The 17468-nt window shown below is 59.5% G+C and carries 14 protein-coding genes and 1 pseudogene; 3 read left to right on the top strand and 12 right to left on the bottom strand.

Going from position 1 to position 17468, the window contains the following annotated elements; translation table 11 throughout:
* Positions 1-9 precede the first annotated feature (9 nt).
* The 10 genes from hutT to hutC all read right to left on the bottom strand — a co-directional run bounded on the left by hutT (position 10) and on the right by hutC (position 12728).
* Complete coding sequence (hutT, locus tag BK662_RS33615) at positions 10-1419, bottom strand: L-histidine transporter HutT (RefSeq protein WP_123361144.1); 1410 nt, start codon at positions 1417-1419, stop codon at positions 10-12.
* A gap of 120 nt (positions 1420-1539) precedes the next feature.
* Positions 1540-3072 (bottom strand): histidine ammonia-lyase, encoded by a 1533-nt coding sequence (hutH, locus tag BK662_RS33610; protein WP_123361143.1) that lies wholly within the window; start codon positions 3070-3072, stop codon positions 1540-1542.
* Between the two features lie 115 nt (positions 3073-3187).
* A complete protein-coding gene (gene hutH, locus BK662_RS33605; RefSeq protein WP_123361142.1) occupies positions 3188-4711 on the bottom strand; it encodes a histidine ammonia-lyase in 1524 nt (507 codons plus the stop codon).
* A gap of 171 nt (positions 4712-4882) precedes the next feature.
* Complete coding sequence (locus BK662_RS33600) at positions 4883-5713, bottom strand: quaternary amine ABC transporter ATP-binding protein (RefSeq protein ID WP_051414811.1); 831 nt, start codon at positions 5711-5713, stop codon at positions 4883-4885.
* Positions 5710-6561 carry an ABC transporter permease gene (locus BK662_RS33595; protein ID WP_030129253.1) on the bottom strand — a complete coding sequence of 284 codons (852 nt, stop codon included), beginning with the start codon at positions 6559-6561 and terminating at the stop codon, positions 5710-5712. Before BK662_RS33595 ends, BK662_RS33600 begins: the two co-directional genes overlap by 4 nt.
* A gap of 71 nt (positions 6562-6632) precedes the next feature.
* Positions 6633-7601, bottom strand: coding sequence for an ABC transporter substrate-binding protein (locus BK662_RS33590; RefSeq protein WP_123361141.1), 969 nt, complete (start codon positions 7599-7601; stop codon positions 6633-6635).
* Positions 7602-7670: 69 nt separating this feature from the next.
* Positions 7671-9143, bottom strand: coding sequence for a purine-cytosine permease family protein (locus BK662_RS33585; protein ID WP_123361140.1), 1473 nt, complete (start codon positions 9141-9143; stop codon positions 7671-7673).
* A 162-nt stretch (positions 9144-9305) separates the two neighbouring features.
* Positions 9306-11009: a urocanate hydratase gene (gene hutU / locus BK662_RS33580; RefSeq protein WP_123361139.1), complete on the bottom strand. Its 1704-nt coding sequence runs from the start codon at positions 11007-11009 to the stop codon at positions 9306-9308.
* 470 nt (positions 11010-11479) lie between these two features.
* A complete protein-coding gene (locus tag BK662_RS33575; protein ID WP_123361138.1) occupies positions 11480-12049 on the bottom strand; it encodes a HutD/Ves family protein in 570 nt (189 codons plus the stop codon).
* A gap of 10 nt (positions 12050-12059) precedes the next feature.
* A complete protein-coding gene (gene hutC, locus BK662_RS33570; protein WP_238542634.1) occupies positions 12060-12728 on the bottom strand; it encodes a histidine utilization transcriptional repressor HutC in 669 nt (222 codons plus the stop codon).
* A gap of 200 nt (positions 12729-12928) precedes the next feature.
* On the opposite strand from hutC, the gene BK662_RS33565 reads away from it, so the two are divergent.
* Positions 12929-14293, top strand: a complete 1365-nt coding sequence (locus tag BK662_RS33565) for a formimidoylglutamate deiminase (protein ID WP_123361137.1) — start codon at positions 12929-12931, stop codon at positions 14291-14293.
* Positions 14294-14426: 133 nt separating this feature from the next.
* Here the strand turns inward: BK662_RS33565 and BK662_RS33555 are convergent, their stop codons facing one another.
* Entirely contained in the window at positions 14427-14996 is a 570-nt protein-coding gene (locus BK662_RS33555) for a lipocalin family protein (RefSeq protein WP_123361136.1), read from the bottom strand.
* Between the two features lie 33 nt (positions 14997-15029).
* On the bottom strand, positions 15030-15284 hold the full coding sequence (locus tag BK662_RS33550; protein WP_007907841.1) for a hypothetical protein: 255 nt from the start codon (positions 15282-15284) through the stop codon (positions 15030-15032).
* Between the two features lie 280 nt (positions 15285-15564).
* Here BK662_RS33550 and BK662_RS35960 point away from each other — a divergent pair.
* Together BK662_RS35960 and BK662_RS35955 are read left to right on the top strand one after the other, a co-directional pair.
* Positions 15565-16599, top strand: a pseudogene (locus BK662_RS35960) (HAMP domain-containing protein); the annotation flags it as partial.
* Between the two features lie 93 nt (positions 16600-16692).
* Positions 16693-17457 (top strand): methyl-accepting chemotaxis protein, encoded by a 765-nt coding sequence (locus BK662_RS35955; RefSeq protein ID WP_370694726.1) that lies wholly within the window; start codon positions 16693-16695, stop codon positions 17455-17457.
* Positions 17458-17468 lie beyond the last annotated feature (11 nt).

Here is a 17468-nt window from a genome sequence, read left to right as displayed (position 1 = left end):
TCCGTTAGGTTATCGATGAGAAAAAGAAGGTTCCTGCTCCACCAGTACTGCCTTCCCTGCCGCCGGTTTCACCCACGTCAGGTACGCCAGCACCAGCAATACAATCCAGACCACGCCGACGATCAGAGCCGCCTGGGTATCCGGGAAATAGCCCAGCACGCCGAAAATGAACAGCATGAACGCAATCGCCGCCATCGGCGCATAAGGCCAGAACGGCACCGGGAATTTCAGTTGTGCGACCTGCTCGGCGTTCATGGAACGACGCATCGCCACCTGGGTGAACAGAATCATCAGCCAGACCCACACCGTGGCGAAGGTTGCGATGGAGGCGATCAACAGAAACACGTTTTCCGGAATCAGGTAGTTCAGCAGCACGCCCAGCAGCAGCGCGGCACTCATCACCACCACGGTCATCCATGGCACACCATTGACCGACAGGCGGGCGAAGCCTTTGGGTGCGTGCCCTTGCTGAGCCAACCCGTACATCATCCGGCCAGCGCCGAAGATGTCACTGTTGATGGCCGACACCGCCGCCGAGATCACCACAATATTGAGGATGGTCGCCGCCGAACTGATCCCGAGGTTGTCGAAGATCTGCACGAATGGACTGCCCTGGCTGCCAATCTGCTGCCAAGGAAAGATCGACATCAGCACAAACATCGTCAGCACGTAGAACAGCAGGATACGCAACGGTACGGCATTGATCGCCCGGGGCAGCACGCGCTGAGGGTCTTTGGCTTCACCAGCCGTTACGCCGATGATTTCAATGCCGCCAAAAGCAAACATCACCACGGCAAACGAAGCGATCAGGCCACCCACGCCGTTGGGCATGAAGCCGCCATGGCTCCAGAGGTTGCTGATGTCGGTCGCCTGGGCGCCGGGCGCGGTGCTGATACCGAACAGCATGATGCCGAAGCCACCCAGGATCATCGCAACGATGGCCGCGACCTTGAGCAACGACAACCAGAATTCCATTTCACCGAAGACTTTGACATTGCACAGGTTCAAGCCGCCGACCACCGAAACGATGCCGAGTACCCAAATCCAGCGAGCGACTTCCGGAAACCAGAAGCCCATATAAATACCGAACGCAGTGACGTCGGCCATACCGACGATGACCATTTCGAACGCATAGGTCCAACCGAGGATGAAGCCTGCCATCGGCCCCAGATAGGTGCTGGCGTAATGGCCGAAAGAGCCGGCCACCGGGTTGTGCACCGCCATCTCGCCGAGGGCGCGCATGACCATGAACACCGCCGCGCCACCGATCAGGTAAGCGAGCAATACCGCAGGCCCGGCCATTTGAATGGCCGAGGCAGAACCGTAGAACAGCCCGGTGCCGATAGCCGACCCCAGCGCCATGAAGCGAATATGTCGGGCAGAGAGCCCGCGTTTCAAACCTTTTGCTGGCTGTTGCATTTCTCGTCCTTAATTATTCTTATTCGACTCAAAATCGTATCGCGAGCAGGCTCGCTCCCACAGGGGTTGTGTAAACACTGGAGATCCACTGTGGGAGCGGGCTTGCTCGCGAAGAGGCCATTACAGGCTAGGCAGCAACTTCGCTGTAACCAGCTCATTCAGGCAACGCGTCGCCAACAACTCACTTGCCGCATTGATGTCCGGCGCAAAGAAACGGTCCTTCTCATAAAACGGCACTTCAGCCCGCAAAATCGCCCGGACCTTTTCCAGTTTGGCCGAGGTTTTCAGACCTTCACGCAGGTCGAGACCCTGAGCCGCCGCCAGCCATTCCACTGCCAGAACACCACGCGTGTTTTCCGCCATTTCCCACAGACGCTTGCCCGCCGCCGGAGCCATGGACACATGGTCTTCCTGGTTGGCCGACGTCGGCAGACTGTCCACCGAGTGCGGATGAGACAGCGCCTTGTTTTCGCTGGCCAATGCCGCTGCGGTCACCTGGGCGATCATGAAGCCGGAGTTGACGCCGCCGTTGGCCACCAGGAATGGCGGCAGTTGCGACATGTGCTTGTCCATCATCAGCGAGATACGGCGTTCGCTCAGGGAGCCGATTTCAGCGATGGCCAAGGCCATGTTGTCGGCGGCCATGGCCACCGGCTCGGCGTGGAAGTTACCGCCGGAGATCACGTCGCCTTCAGCGGCGAACACCAGCGGGTTGTCCGAGACGGCGTTGGCTTCGATGGCGAGCACTTCGGCGGCCTGACGGAACTGGGTCAGGCAGGCGCCCATGACTTGCGGCTGGCAGCGCAGGGAGTACGGGTCCTGGACCTTTTCGCAGTTCTGGTGTGAGTCGGACACTTCGCTGCGCTCGCCCAGAAGGTCGCGGTAAGCCGCAGCGGCGTCGATCTGGCCTTTCTGGCCACGAGCCGCATGAATGCGCGCGTCGAATGGCGAGCGCGAGCCCAGCACGGCTTCAACAGTCATACCACCAATGGCCAGGGCACCAGCAAACAGGTCTTCGCCTTCGAACAAACCACGCAATGCATAAGCGGTAGACACCTGAGTGCCGTTGAGCAGCGCCAGGCCTTCTTTCGCAGCGAGGGTCAGCGGCGTCAGGCCAGCGACTTTCAGTGCTTCAGTGGCTTCCATCCACTCGCCCTTGTAGCGAGCCTTGCCTTCGCCCAACAGCACGAGAGACATGTGGGCCAACGGCGCCAGGTCGCCGGAAGCACCGACCGAGCCTTTCAACGGAATGTGCGGGTAAACCTCGGCGTTGATCAGGGCGATCAGTGCGTCGATCACTACGCGACGAATGCCGGAAAAACCACGGCTCAGGCTGTTGACCTTGAGCACCATGACCAGTCGAACCAGCGCGTCGCTGATCGGCTCGCCGACACCGGCGGCGTGGGACAGCACCAGCGAGCGCTGGAGGTTTTCCAGGTCTTCGCTGGCGATACGGGTCGAAGCCAGCAGGCCGAAACCGGTGTTGATGCCGTAAGCAGTGCGGTTCTCGGCGAGGATCTGTTCCACGCAGGCAACGCTGGCTTCGATCTGGCTCGAGGCACTGTTGTCGAGGGTGATTTTGACCGGTTGCTGATAAACATCACGCAGTTGGGCAAGGCTCAGTTGGCCGGGAATCAGGTTAAGCGCAGTCATTTTGTGCTCCTTTTGAGAGTTTGTTATTAACTCACCAGACGCTCCGGAGATGTCCGTTGTCCGTCGCGTCACCCTTTTGGGGAGCCGCGCCTTGGCACGCTGGTGTTTGTAGAAATCAGTTCAGGTTCGGTAAAGCCTTGTGCAACAAAATCGGGTCTTTCAAAACACTGGCAGCGGCAGCAATGTCCGGTGCCAGCCAGCGGTCCTGGTCGTAGGCCGGGACTCGCTCACGCAGCAGACGCCACGCGGTATCAGTGCCAGCGCCAAAACGCTGCTCTTTGAGGAATTCAAACGCCTGGGATGCCAGCAAATATTCAATGGCGAGGATCTGCGTGCAGTTTTCCAGCGCGCGATGCAGCTTCAGCGCCGCGTTGGTGCCCAGGCTCAGGTGATCTTCCTGCAGGCCCGAGGTGACGTAGTTGTCGAGCACCGCCGGTTGCGCCAGTTGACGATTTTCCGCACACAGGGAAGCGGCAACGTACTGGACGATCATCATCCCGGAGTTAACCCCCGGATTGGCCACCAGGAATGCTGGCAAACCGCTGACGTGCGGGTTGATCAAGCGGTCCAGGCGACGCTCGGCGATGGAGCCGATTTCGGCCATGGCAATCGCCAGCAAATCCGCCGCCAATGCCACTGACTGGCCGTGCGGGTTGGCCTGGGACACCACCCGGAAGTTGTCCGGCGTGCCCATCAGCATCGGGTTGTCGGTGACAGAGTTGAGTTCGGTTTCGATCTGCTTTTTCGCGTGCTCAAGCTGATCGCGAGCGGCGCCGTGGACCTGCGGGATCGAGCGGATGCTCAATGCATCCTGAGTACGAATGCCCTTGCTGCTGGCAATCACTTCACTGCCATCGAGCAACGCCCGCAGGTTGATGCCGACTTGCTGCATGCCTGGGTGAGGCTTGAGCGCAATGATCTCAGCATCAAACGCGGCGATCTGACCGCGCTGGGCTTCGAAGCTCATGGCACCGATCACATCGGCCCACTGCACCAGACGCGTCGCATCGGCAATTGCCAGACAGCTGAGACCGGTCATGCACGGCGTGCCGTTGACCAGGCACAGGCCATCTTTGGCGCCGAGCTGAACCGGTTGCAGACCTTCTTCGGCCAGGGCTTGCTGCGCGGAAACGATCTGCCCGCGATAGCTGACATTGCCGACACCCAGCAGCGTGATTCCGATATGGGCCATGTGGGTCAGGTAGCCCACCGAGCCCTGGGATGGCACTTGCGGAGTGATACCGCGATTGAGCAGTGCCAACAGGCCTTCGACCACGCGGCGATGAATGCCGGATTTGCCATGGCTATAGTTGCGAATAGCGGCGCAGATGATTGCGCGGGTCTGTTCGTCGGCCAATGGCGCGCCGACGCCACAGGCGTGACTGAGCAAGGTGTTGCGCGACAGTTGGCTGAGTTGTTCGCCTTTAAGCGAGACGTTGCACAAGGCGCCCAGGCCGGTGTTAACGCCGTAGGCACGCTCGCCGCTGGCGACGATGCGCTGGACGATCGCCTGGGCGTTCTCGATCCGCGCCCAGATCTGGGGCGACAGCTCGAGCTGTGCGCCGTGACGAGCGACTGCGACCACATCCTGCCAGCGCAACGGGGCGTCGGCGATAACGATTTTTTCAGCCTGGGACATCTTTGACCTCGTGCGTACAACTTGAATATTTGATGCAGCTTCACCGCCGCCTTCGCGAGCAAGCCCGCTCCCACACTGGATCTGTGTCGAACACAAATTTTTAATACACCAACAATCCAATGTGGGAGCGGGCTTGCTCGCGAAGAGGCCAGCACAAACACCGCAAATCTCTTAAACCACCGCCGCCCGCCGCTGTACAAACCGGTCCACATACTCATCCGCCGGTGAATGCAGGATCTCTCGTGGCGTGCCGACCTGAATCAGGCGGCCATCCTTGAGGATCGCGATGCGGTTGCCGATGCGCACGGCCTCGTCGAGGTCGTGGGTGATAAAGACGATGGTCTTGTGCAGGGTCTTTTGCAGTTCCAGCAACTGGTCCTGCATTTCGGCGCGGATCAGTGGGTCAAGGGCGCTGAAGGCTTCGTCCATCAAGATGATGTCGGTGTCAGCCGCCAGGGCGCGAGCCAGGCCCACACGCTGGCGCATACCGCCCGAAAGCTGATGCGGGTATTTGTTTTCGTAGCCCTTGAGGCCCACGGTGTTGATCCAGTGCAGCGCGCGCTCGGCACACATCTGCTTGCTCTCGCCACGCACTTTCAGGCCGTAGGCGACGTTATCCAGCACCGTCTTGTGCGGCAGCAGGCCGAAGCTCTGGAACACCATGCTGATCTTGTGCCGGCGAAATTCGCGCAGGGCTTCCATGTCGTATTGCAGGATGTCCACGCCGTCCACCAGGATCGCGCCGCTGGTGGGGTCGATCAGGCGATTGAAGTGGCGCACCAGGGTCGACTTGCCGGAACCCGACAGGCCCATGATCACGAAGATCTCGCCGGTGCCGATGCTCAGCGACAGGTCGTTCACGCCGACCACGCAGCCGGTTTCGGCCAATACCTGATCTTTGGTCTTGCCCTGGCCAATCATGCCCAGCGCATCCTTGGAGCGGCTGCCGAAAATCTTGAAGACGTTTTTGACTTCGATCTTGCTGATGGCTTCGTTGCTCATTTGCTCACCTCATGCCGTGGCCGACCATACGCCTGAGTAATGCGGTCGATGACCACTGCCAGAATCACGATCGCCAGACCGGCCTCAAGACCACGTCCGACGTTGAGGGTCTGAATCCCCACCAACACATCTTCACCCAAGCCACGGGCACCGATCATCGAGGCGATTACCACCATCGACAGGGCCATCATGGTGGTCTGGTTGATCCCGGCCATGATGCTCGGCAGGGCCAGCGGCAGTTGCACGCCAAACAGCTGTTGCCAGCGATTGGCGCCGAAGGCGTTGATCGCTTCCATCACTTCACCGTCGACCTGGCGAATACCCAGATCGGTCAGGCGGATCAGCGGCGGCGCGGCGTAGATCACCGTGGCGAAAATCGCCGGAACCTTGCCCAGGCCAAACAGCATCAGCACCGGGATCAGGTACACGAAACTCGGCATGGTCTGCATGATGTCCAGCAGCGGCATCAGTACCGAACGCAGGCGATTGCTGCGCGCCGAGAGAATGCCCAGTGGAATGCCGATCAATACCGAGATGACCGTCGCCACCATCATCAGCGCAAGAGTCTGCATCAGTTTGTCCCAGAGGCCGACCGCACCCACCAGGAACAGCAGACCGACGATGACCGACGTGGTCACGACTTTGCGGGTCGCGTGCCAGGCAACGCCTGCCACGATCGCCAGCATCAGCCACCAGGGCGCCGCACGCAGCAGCCCTTCGAGATTGACGATGGCCCACAACAGGGTGTCGGAGATGCTGCGGAACACATCGCCGTAGTTGGTGACCAGCGAATCGACCCAACTGTTGACCCAGTCGGCGATGGAAAAGGTAAAGCTTTCGGGAAACATAAAAAGACTCTCAATCAAGGGGTTGCGATCAAGCATCCGACTGCCGTTGCCGGCAGTCGGAGAGACTCAACCTACAAGGCCGCGTCGATCTTTTTGGCTGCGTCTTCGCTCACCCACGCGTGCCAGACTTCAGGATGTTCCTTCAGGAAGATCTTGGCCAGTTTTGGCGACTCGATCCGCTCTTTGGCCATGCGCCCGAGGTTCTGATTCAGCAGGTCGATCGGCAGGTTGACCTTTTCCAGCACGGCCACCAGTTCCGGGGCTTGCTCGTGGAAGGTCTTGGACAGGCCGACCTTGATGGTCACTTCCTTGTTCACGCCTGGTTTCTCTTCGAGTTTCACCAGGTCAACCTGGCCCATCAGCGGGGTTGGCGACCAGTAGTAGAACAGGATCGGCTCGCCACGCTTGTAGCTCGACAACACCGCGGCATCGAGTGCCGGACCGGTGCCCGGACGGAAGTTGGTGTAGGTGCTTTCCAGGCCGTAGCTTTTGAGCATTTCGCTGTTGTCCAGCTCACAGGTCCAGCCGGCCGGGCAGTTATAGAAACGGCCCTTGGATGGCTCTTCCTGATCCTTGAACACGGCAGCGTATTTGCCCAGATCGGCAATCGCTTTCAGGTCCGGGGCTTTCGGCTCAAGCTTGCGCTTGGCGTCGCCTTCGATCACGTAACGCGGCACGTACCAGCCTTCGACAGCACCCACGACAGGCGCGCCGACACCGACAACTTTGCCGGCCTTCTCGGCCTTGTTCCAGACTTCGCTACGACCAACCCACTCTTCGGCGAAGATTTGAATATCGTTGCTGCTCAGGGCGTTTTCCATGGTGATGGAGTTGCCCGGCAGGCTGTCGGTCTTGCAGTCATAGCCTTTCTCCAACACGACTTGCAGCACGTCGGTCAGCAGCATGGCGCTTTCCCAGTTCAGGCCGGCGAACTTCACCGGTTTGCCCGATTCGCACCAACCAGCCGCCTGAGTGGCGCCGGCGCTGGCCAGCAGGCCCATGGAAAGCAATGTGGTCAGCAGGGTCTTGTTCGATTTCATTGTAGTGACGCTCCTAATCATGAGTTGGCTTACGGCAGTCAAGAGGCATCCAGCCCTGTCCACGTCCAGTCAGGCCTGCGCCGCAGCGCGACCGGCCCCGCTTTTTATAGGTGCTGCATCGCTGTCCTGCTCGACTGGCAGAATCAGGTGATCGGGTACTGCGCTGTGCCATTTTTTCGCGCACACGTAATACAGGCCTGCGGGAAGCACCAGACCGATGATCCAGGAAATATCCACACCACCCAGAGCGTCCACCAGCGGACCGGTGTAGAACTTGGTAGAGATGAACGGCAGTTGCACCAGCACACCGAAGACATAGACGCTGATACCCAGGGGGTTCCAGCGGCCGTAGCGACCGTTCGGATCGGCCAGCGCCGGCACGTCATAGCGCTCGCGAGTGATGCAGTAGTAGTCCACCAGGTTGATCGCGCTCCATGGCGTGAAAAAAGCCAGCAAAAACAGGATGAAGGACTTGAACGCACCGAGGAACGAGTGCTGACCGAGCAACGCGATCAGGGTCGCAGTGCCGACGATGACCAGCACGAAGACCAGACGCTGCAAGCGCGTTACCCGCAGGTCACCACGGAAACCGCTGATAACGGTCGCAATGCACATGAAGCTGCCGTAGGAGTTCAGCGTAGAGATGGTGACCTTGCCGAACGCGATGCTGAAGTACAGCAGCGCAGCGGTGGCACCGGTACCGCCCAGACCTACGATGTAGGCCACTTCGTGGCCGGCGAACTGCCCGTTGGCCGAGGCGGCGGCAAGCACGCCGAGGATCATCGCCACCTGTGCACCGATAACCGAACCGGCGCCGGCGGCGAAAAAGGTTTTCACCGAAGACGTGCTGCTCGGCAGGTAGCGTGAGTAGTCAGCCACGTAGGGGCCGAAGGCGATCTGCCAGGACGCCGCGAGCGACACCGCGAGCAGAAAGCTGGTCCAGCTGAAGTGGCGGATTTGCAGGAGTGCGCCAACGTCAGTCTGGCTCATCAGGCGACTGAACAGGTAAACGAAGGCAATCACGCCAATGACGCTGGCGACACGGCCAATGAAATGAATCACCCGATACCCGAGCACCGTGACCAGCACGATGACACTGGCGAAGATGAGGATACCGACGCTGTCGCTGACGCCAAACAACTGGCCCAGCGCCTGGCCGGAAAGCACGGTGCCCGTTGCGGTGAAGCCCAGGTACATCAGGCACACCAGCACGATCGGGATGGCCGCGCCATACACGCCGAACTGTACCCGGCTGGAGATCATCTGCGGCAGGCCAAGCTTGGGCCCTTGCGCCGCATGCAGCGCCATTACGCCACCGCCGAGCAATTGACCGATCAACAGACCGATCAACGACCAAAACACGTCACCGCCCAGCACCACGGCCAGGGCCCCGGTAACAATCGCGGTAATTTGCAGGTTGGCACCCATCCACAGGGTGAACTGGCTCAACAGACGACCGTGTCTTTCCGCTTCCGGGATGTAGTCGATCGAACGTTTCTCGATCAACGGTTTACTGCCTGCACGATCGTCATTAACAGCCATTGTTCAACCTCTGTGGATTGTTATTCGGTGTTGGTTGTTTCTCTGTAGGAGCTGTGTAGGAGCTGTCGAGTGAAACGAGGCTGCGATCTTTTGATCTTGATCTCCGGCGTCAGTGACGACGCCAAAAGATCGCAGCCTTCGGCAGCTCCTACAGGGCAAGCATTACTTGCCGGTAATCATCGGCAGGTTCAGGCCCTGCTCCTTGGCGCAGTCGATCGCGATCTGGTAACCCGCATCGGCGTGACGCATGACACCGGTGGCCGGGTCGTTGTGCAGTACGCGAGCGATACGCTCGGCCGCTTCGTCAGTACCGTCGCAGACAATCACCATGCCCGAGTGCTGAGAGAAGCCCATGCCGACGCCGCCGCCGTGGTGCAGGGAAACCCAGGTCGCGCCGCTCGCGGTGTTGAGCAGAGCGTTGAGCAGTGGCCAGTCGGACACGGCGTCGGAACCGTCCTGCATCGATTCGGTTTCGCGGTTCGGGCTCGATACCGAGCCGGAGTCCAGGTGGTCGCGACCGATCACGATTGGTGCGGACAATTCACCGCTGCGTACCATTTCGTTGAAGGCCAGACCGAGCTTGGCGCGCAGGCCCAGGCCAACCCAGCAGATACGTGCCGGCAGACCCTGGAAGCTGATGCGCTCGCGCGCCATGTCCAGCCAGTTGTGCAGGTGGGCGTCGTCCGGAATCAGTTCTTTTACTTTGGCGTCGGTCTTGTAAATGTCTTGCGGATCGCCCGACAGCGCAGCCCAACGGAACGGGCCGATACCACGGCAGAACAGCGGACGGATGTAAGCGGGTACGAAACCCGGGAAGTCGAAAGCGTTCTCGACACCTTCTTCCTGAGCCATCTGACGGATGTTGTTGCCGTAGTCGAAGGTCGGAATGCCCATCTTCTGGAATTCGAGCATCGCTTTAACGTGCACAGCCATCGATTGCTTGGCGGCTTTGACCACAGCGGCAGGCTCGGTCTTGGCGCGAGCGCGGTACTCTTCCCAGGTCCAGCCGGCTGGCAGGTAACCGTTGAGCGGGTCGTGGGCGCTGGTCTGGTCGGTGACCATGTCCGGGCGCACACCGCGCTTGACCAGTTCAGGCAGAATTTCAGCGGCGTTACCCAGCAGGGCGATGGAAATCGCTTTGCCTTCTTTGGTGTATTTGGCAATGCGGGCCAGCGCGTCGTCGAGGTCGGTGGCTTGCTCATCGACATAGCGGCTGTTCAGGCGGAAATCGATGCTGACCTGCTGGCATTCGATGTTCAGCGAGCAAGCGCCGGCCAGGGTTGCGGCCAATGGTTGCGCGCCGCCCATGCCGCCGAGGCCTGCGGTCAGGACCCAACGACCTTTCAGGTCATCGTTATAGTGTTGGCGACCGGCTTCGACGAAGGTTTCGTAGGTGCCCTGGACGATGCCCTGGCTGCCGATGTAGATCCAGCTGCCAGCGGTCATCTGGCCATACATGGCCAGGCCTTTGGCGTCGAGTTCGTTGAAGTGTTCCCAGCTCGCCCAGTGCGGTACCAGGTTGGAGTTGGCGATCAGCACGCGTGGGGCGTTGCTGTGGGTCTTGAACACGCCAACCGGCTTGCCGGATTGCACCAGCAGGGTCTCGTCGTCGTTCAGGTTGGTCAGGCTTTCGACGATCTTGTCGTAGCATTCCCAGTTACGTGCCGCACGACCGATACCACCGTAAACCACCAGTTCTTTAGGGTTCTCGGCGACTTCCGGGTCGAGGTTGTTCATCAGCATGCGCAGCGGCGCTTCAGTCAGCCAGCTTTTGGCGGTCAGCTTGTTCCCGCGCTGCGCACGTATTTCAACATCACGGTACTTTGTAAAAGAGGCGGTAGTAGGTTTCTGGGTATTGTCAGTCACGAAAAAGACTCCTCAGCGATCAATTCAAACCAGCCCTGGCAGTGGGCAAGCCAGCCTGTGCGCGTCAAAGCGACACAAGCGAATCAGTGGACGCTGCGAGGAGTCTCGAATCGACTCATACGCATACGTCTTTACTTGTACATACAAGCATATGCAATCAAGCGGCCAACTTGCTGGATGAGTGTTCAAGAAAACTTTTGAAAGGGCTGGAAAGGCTGTAGATCAAGGGCCTTGAGGAAGATGAAATTTTTTTGGGGGATTTCCGCGGGGAAGGACAGCTGTTACTTGAACGTGGTTTTGCACCACGCTGGGGCGTTCGGTAACAAAGTGGTGCGCAATGGGAAACGCTGAAAAGCAAAAGATCGCAGCCTTCGGCAGCTCCTACAGATTCAATGTCCATCCACAATATTTGCGGCGAACATGAGCAATGTAGGAGCTGCCGAAGGCTGCGATCTTTTGAGGATTTTGAATCAGCGTGCGATCAGCTCGATCACACAGCACTGACCCTTGATGGAGATATCCAGCAGGCCAACGTTACCGTCCAGTTGCAGACAATCATGGCGCCCAAGCTGAGAGGCGCTGTTACCCACCGTCACTTCAAGCTGTTCAGCCACGCTGAACACCAGCACGGTGCCGGCCGAACTGAAAAACCGCTGCTCGCCCTCCAGCCACTGCAACCGCGCGCGGTAACGGTCCGGCGCATAAATCAGGTTGAAATCGCGAATCGGGCCGCCGAGCAATGTGCAGGACACATGACTCTCGCCACTGAAAGCAAACGGGGCCAGCGGTAACAACGACCGCGTGTCCTGACCGTCGACGCGCAAGGTCATGCCCTCGCCTTGCAGCACGGTGATCACCCGCTCATAGCCGGCAAAGGTGGAAAACCCGCCCGACTCACCGATGTCGGCAATCGACAGGCGCCAGCCAAAACCATCAAGACCCACACCGGTATCGCGGGTGATTTCCTCGGTACTGCCACCGCCGTTTTTCCACGGCATGCGCGGGTAATCGGCCGCGCGTAACACTTTCAACTGGCTCATTTATGGCTCTTTATTTATGGAACCGTCCTTCCAGACGATGACGGGAACCGGGGTGGATCAAACGGGCGGCGGTCACAGGCTGACGGCCGGACCAGGTGCGGCGACGAATCAGCAGGCAAGGTTCGCCCTTCTCAATCTGCAGCAACTTGCATTCGGACGGCTCGGCGAGAATCGCTTCGACCACGTGCTCGCCTTCGGTCAACGGTGCGACCTGATTCAGATAGGCGTAAGGCGTTTGCAGGGTGAAGTCTTGCTTGAGGTAGTCCGGCGCCACCAGCGCGTTGACGAAACGATCTTCGATTTGCACCGGAATATCGTTTTCGAAATGCACGATCAACGAGTGGAAAACTTTCTGGCCTTCGCGCATGTCCAGGGCCACGGCCCGTTCGGAACCGGCGGCCTCTTCTTCGAGGGTGATCACCTTGCAGGTGTGACGATGGCCACGGGAGGCGATCTCGTCGGCGATGTTGTGTACTTCAAACAAGGCAGACTGACTTTTCGGCTCGGCGACGAACGTACCGACACCCTGCATGCGCACCAGCAAGCCGTCGGCGGTCATCTCGCGCAGTGCGCGGTTGATAGTCATGCGGCTGAAACCCAGCTGGCTGACCAACTCGCTTTCCGACGGAACGCGGTAGTGCGGCGGCCAGTTTCCACTGTCGATCTGCTGGGTGATCATCTGTTTCACGCGGGCGTACAAGGGCGCCGGACTGTCGCCCAGATTGGCGCTCAGATTGGCATTCGGCGGCAATGTGGCAGAGGGAGTCGGCACGATTAATCCTTGTTCATTTGTTAGAGGTTGCTAGCTTGCCGGAGTTTACCGAGCAGGCAAACGTCTGTATATGTATATACAAATAACACACGATGGGGTGCTGAACCATGTCCGCCTTCTTTGCCGAACGCGCGCTGCTGCCTAGTGGATGGGCCAACAATGTACGTCTTGAGGTCAGCGCCGATGGCGTACTGACCCATATCCAGGCCGATTCTCACGCAGATGACGCCGAACGGCTGAGCGGTCCGCTACTGCCGGGAATGCCGAATTTACACTCCCACGCCTTCCAGCGGGCCATGGCCGGGTTGGCGGAAGTGGCGGGTAATCCGAACGACAGTTTCTGGACCTGGCGCGATTTGATGTACCGGCTCGTCGGAAAAATCAGCCCGGACCAACTTGGCGTCATTGCCCGTCAGCTGTACATCGAAATGCTCAAGGCCGGTTACACCTCGGTCGCGGAGTTTCATTACGTACACCACGACACAAGCGGCCAACCGTACGCAGACCCGGCCGAACTGGCACTGCGCATCAGCCAGGCGGCCAGTTCCGCCGGTATCGGTTTGACCCTGTTGCCGGTGCTCTATAGCCACTCCGGTTTCGGCGGCCAGACCCCGAACGAAGGTCAGCGCCGCTTTATCAACAGCACCGAAAACTACCTGAAACTTCAGTCGCGCTTGCAGCCGATCCTGGCGCAGCAACCGGCGCAGGCACTGGGTTTGTGTTTCCACTCGTTGCGCGCGGTCACCCCGCAGCAGATCAGTGAAGTGCTGGCGGCCAGCGACAAGCAGTGCCCGGTACACATTCACATTGCCGAACAGCGGAAGGAAGTCGATGACTGCCTGAACTGGAGCGGTCGCCGTCCGCTGCAATGGCTGTACGAAAACACCGAAGTCGATCAGCGCTGGTGCCTGGTCCACGCGACCCACGCCAACCCGGAAGAAGTCACGCTCATGGCCAAGAGCCGCGCCATCGCCGGCCTGTGCCTGACTACCGAAGCCAACCTCGGCGACGGGATTTTTCCAGCGGTGGACTTCCTGGCGCAGGGCGGGCGCATGGGCATCGGTTCCGATAGCCATGTGTCGTTAAGCGTGGTGGAAGAATTGCGCTGGCTGGAATACGGCCAGCGTCTGCGCGATCAGCGGCGTAATCGTTTGTATGGCGCGGATCAGCCGATGGTCGGCCGCACACTCTACGACGCCGCGCTGGATGGCGGCGCCCAGGCGCTGGGGCAGCCGATTGGCGCCCTGGAAGTCGGCAAGCGTGCGGATTGGTTGGTACTCGATGGCAACGATCCGTACCTGGCGACGGCCAGTGGCGACGGGATTCTCAATCGTTGGCTGTTTGCCGGTGGTGATCGCCAGGTACGGGATGTGCTGGTCAACGGCCAGTGGGTCGTGCGTGACGGGCGGCATGCAGGGGAAGAAGAGAGTAATCGGGCGTTTACCCAGGTTCTGCGCGATCTCTTGGGCTGACACAAAAAAATGTGGGAGCGGCGGTGCGACGATTCGACTTGCTCGCGAAGGGGCCGTCATCTTCAACACAATTGTTGACTGACAGACCGCTTTCGCGAGCAAGCCCGCTCCCACATTTAATCTTCGTTGGCAATCAGTTCGAAGTCTTGGCCATCTTGGTGTCCGACGTGCGCCAGATCAGCCGCGTCGTGTCATAACCCTGCTGACGCGCCTTGCTCAGCAGTTCTTCGCGCACTACACCATTGACCGTCGGGGTCCGTGACAGCAGCCAGAGGTGACGGCGGCTCGGGTCGCCGACGATCGCGGTCTTGTAATCATCGCTGACGTACAACACCCAGTACTCTCCCTTCGCCACACCAGGTATCAGTCGCGAGAACCAGGTATCGAACTCGACCCACAGCTTGTCGGCCTTGCCGGGCACCTGTGGATAAGCCGTGCCTTTGGCCTCTTCCCATTGCCAGTCCGACGTCAGACAGCGGTTCAGCACCGCCATGTCACCTTCAGGCTTGAGGCTGTAATGGGCTTCGGATTGCGCGCAGTTGCGCTGGAAATACACCGGCAGACGCGCCAGTTCGTACCAGGTTCCCTGGTAGCGCTTGAGGTTGACCGTATTGACAGTCTTGGGTGCCAACGGATCTACGCTAGAAGTGGCGCAGCCGGCCAATACCAGGCCGGCAAAAAGAACAATCAGTAACCGCTTCATTATTTTTTTCTCCCGTGGGCGAATAGCCCCGGTTTACTTCAGGCCTTGGCCAGAAAACATCAGCACTTTGTCACCGGCATACTGCACGCTGATAAAGCTGTTTTTGTCGCCCCAGGTGCAACTGGACATGCCAAGCGCGCCCGAGCAATCGGTCGGTTTGCCCAGCAAGGTTTCAACCTCGGCCTTGGGCATGCCGGTCGACAGCTTCGAGTAATTTTCCTGATTGATCTTGCCGCACGCTGCCAACAACACGCAGAACGAGAGCAAGGCGATAGATCGCAGCGACATGGTGTAACTCCTGGGGCGAAGGGAATGGCATGGCTGCCAAGCTGAAGCTTAGAAGAGAAAACTCCTGTCTGGTTCCCTGAGCATTCGGCTATTTGTTTGGTCGCCGTCAGCCTTTTGACGATAAATCAGCCCACTTTTTCGCGCCGTTGAGTATTTCGTCGGTTTTCCCCCAGGCCGCCTAATCTTCGGCGCTTGCCAGTCGACATAGAAGCAGCGCAAAGCCTTCCACTGTGGCAAATCGACACCCCTTGTTGACCAGCCCTTCGCGGTAGCTCATTTAATGACCAGAAATATGAAGTTCAGCCACAAAATCCTGTTGGCCGCCGCCCTCGTGGTGGCCGTTGCATTCGCCTGTTTCATTCTGTTCAACGATTACCGCCAGCGGCAGACCCTGCGCAGCAGTACCGAGTCTTCGATGCAGGAACTCGGCAGCCTGACCACCAGCAACATCCAGACCTGGCTGGAAAGCCGCATCCAATTGCTGCAATCGCTGTCCCAGCAGATCGCCGTGGACGGCAGCGCCCAGGCCAACCTCAAGCGCGCCATCGACCTGCCGGCCTATACCAGCAACTTCCAGCTGAGCTACTTCGGCGGCACCGATGGCGTGATGTTCTCGGTCCCGGCCGGCAACCGCGCCGCAGACTACGACCCGCGCGCCCGTGGCTGGTACAAGGCAGCCAACAACGCGCAACAGACCATCGTCACCGAACCCTACATTGCGGCATCGTCGGGAAAACTGGTGATTACCGTTGCCACGCCAGTGAAGCATCAGAATCAAATGATTGGCGTCGCGGGCGCAGACATTGATCTGTCCAGCGTCAGCGCAATCATCAACTTGCTGAATTTCGGCGGTCATGGCCATGCGTTTATCGTCAGCGCCGACGGCAAAATCCTGATCCACCCGGACAGCAAACTGGTGCTCAAGAACCTGGCCGACGCCTACCCCAACGGCGCGCCGAAAATCAGCCCGGGCCTGAAAGAAGTCGAACTGGATGGCAAAACCCGGTTCATCTCTTTCACTCACGTCAACGGTGTGCCGTCGGCGGATTGGTATGTGGCGCTGGTCCTGGACAAAGACACCGCGTTCTCGATGCTCAGCGAATTCCGCACCTCGGCGATCATCGCCATGGTCATCGCCGTGGTCATCATCATCGCGCTGCTGAGCATGCTGATCCGCGTGCTGATGCAACCGCTGCTGACCATGGGCCGCGCCATGCATGACATCGCCGAGGGTGAAGGGGACCTGACCAAGCGTCTGACCATTCACGGGCAAGACGAGTTTGGTGCATTGGGCACCTCGTTCAACCGTTTCGTGGAACGTATTCACACCTCGATCCGCGAAGTGTCCTCGGCTACCGGCCAGGTCAACGAAGTCGCCTTGCGGGTCGTCGCGGCCTCCAACTCGTCGATGTTCAACTCCGATCAGCAAGCCTCGCGCACCAGCAGCGTGGCTGCAGCGATCAACGAACTGGGCGCCGCCGCCCAGGAAATCGCCCAGAACGCCGCCCTCGCCTCGCAGCATTCGAGCGACGCCCGTGCCTTGGCCGAAGACGGTCAGCAAGTGGTGGATAAAACCATCGCAGCCATGCAGCAGCTGTCGGCAAAAATCAGCGATTCGTGCGGCAACATCGAAACCCTGAACAGCAACACGGTGAACATCGGCCAGATTCTGGAAGTGATCACCAGCATCTCGCAGCAAACCAACCTGCTGGCGCTCAACGCTGCCATCGAAGCAGCCCGTGCCGGTGAAGCCGGCCGTGGTTTTGCCGTGGTCGCGGACGAGGTGCGCAACCTCGCCCACCGCACTCAGGATTCGGCGCAGCAAGTGCAGAAGATGATCGAAGAACTGCAAGTCGGCGCCCGGGAAGCGGTCAGCACCATGACCGATAGCCAGCGCCAGAGCGAAAGCAGCGTCGGCATCGCCAACCAGGCCGGCGAACGCCTGGGCAGCGTGACGCAGCGCATCGGTGAGATCGACGGGATGAACCAGTCCGTGGCCACCGCGACCGAAGAACAGACCGCCGTGGTCGAGTCGATCAACGTCGACATCACCGAGATCAACACGCTGAACCAGGAAGGTGTGGAGAACTTGCAGTCGACCTTGCGTGCGTGTGCTGATCTTGAGCAGCAGGCGGCGCGGTTGAAGCAGTTGGTGGGTAGCTTCAGGATCTAACGCGCTCTTGA

Origin of the sequence: Pseudomonas frederiksbergensis, assembly GCF_003732275.1 — a bacterium.
GTDB classification, from domain to species: Bacteria; Pseudomonadota; Gammaproteobacteria; order Pseudomonadales; family Pseudomonadaceae; genus Aquipseudomonas; species Aquipseudomonas frederiksbergensis_H.
Note: the sequence above shows the minus strand (reverse complement) of the source record. Positions and strands in the feature narration are given on the sequence as shown.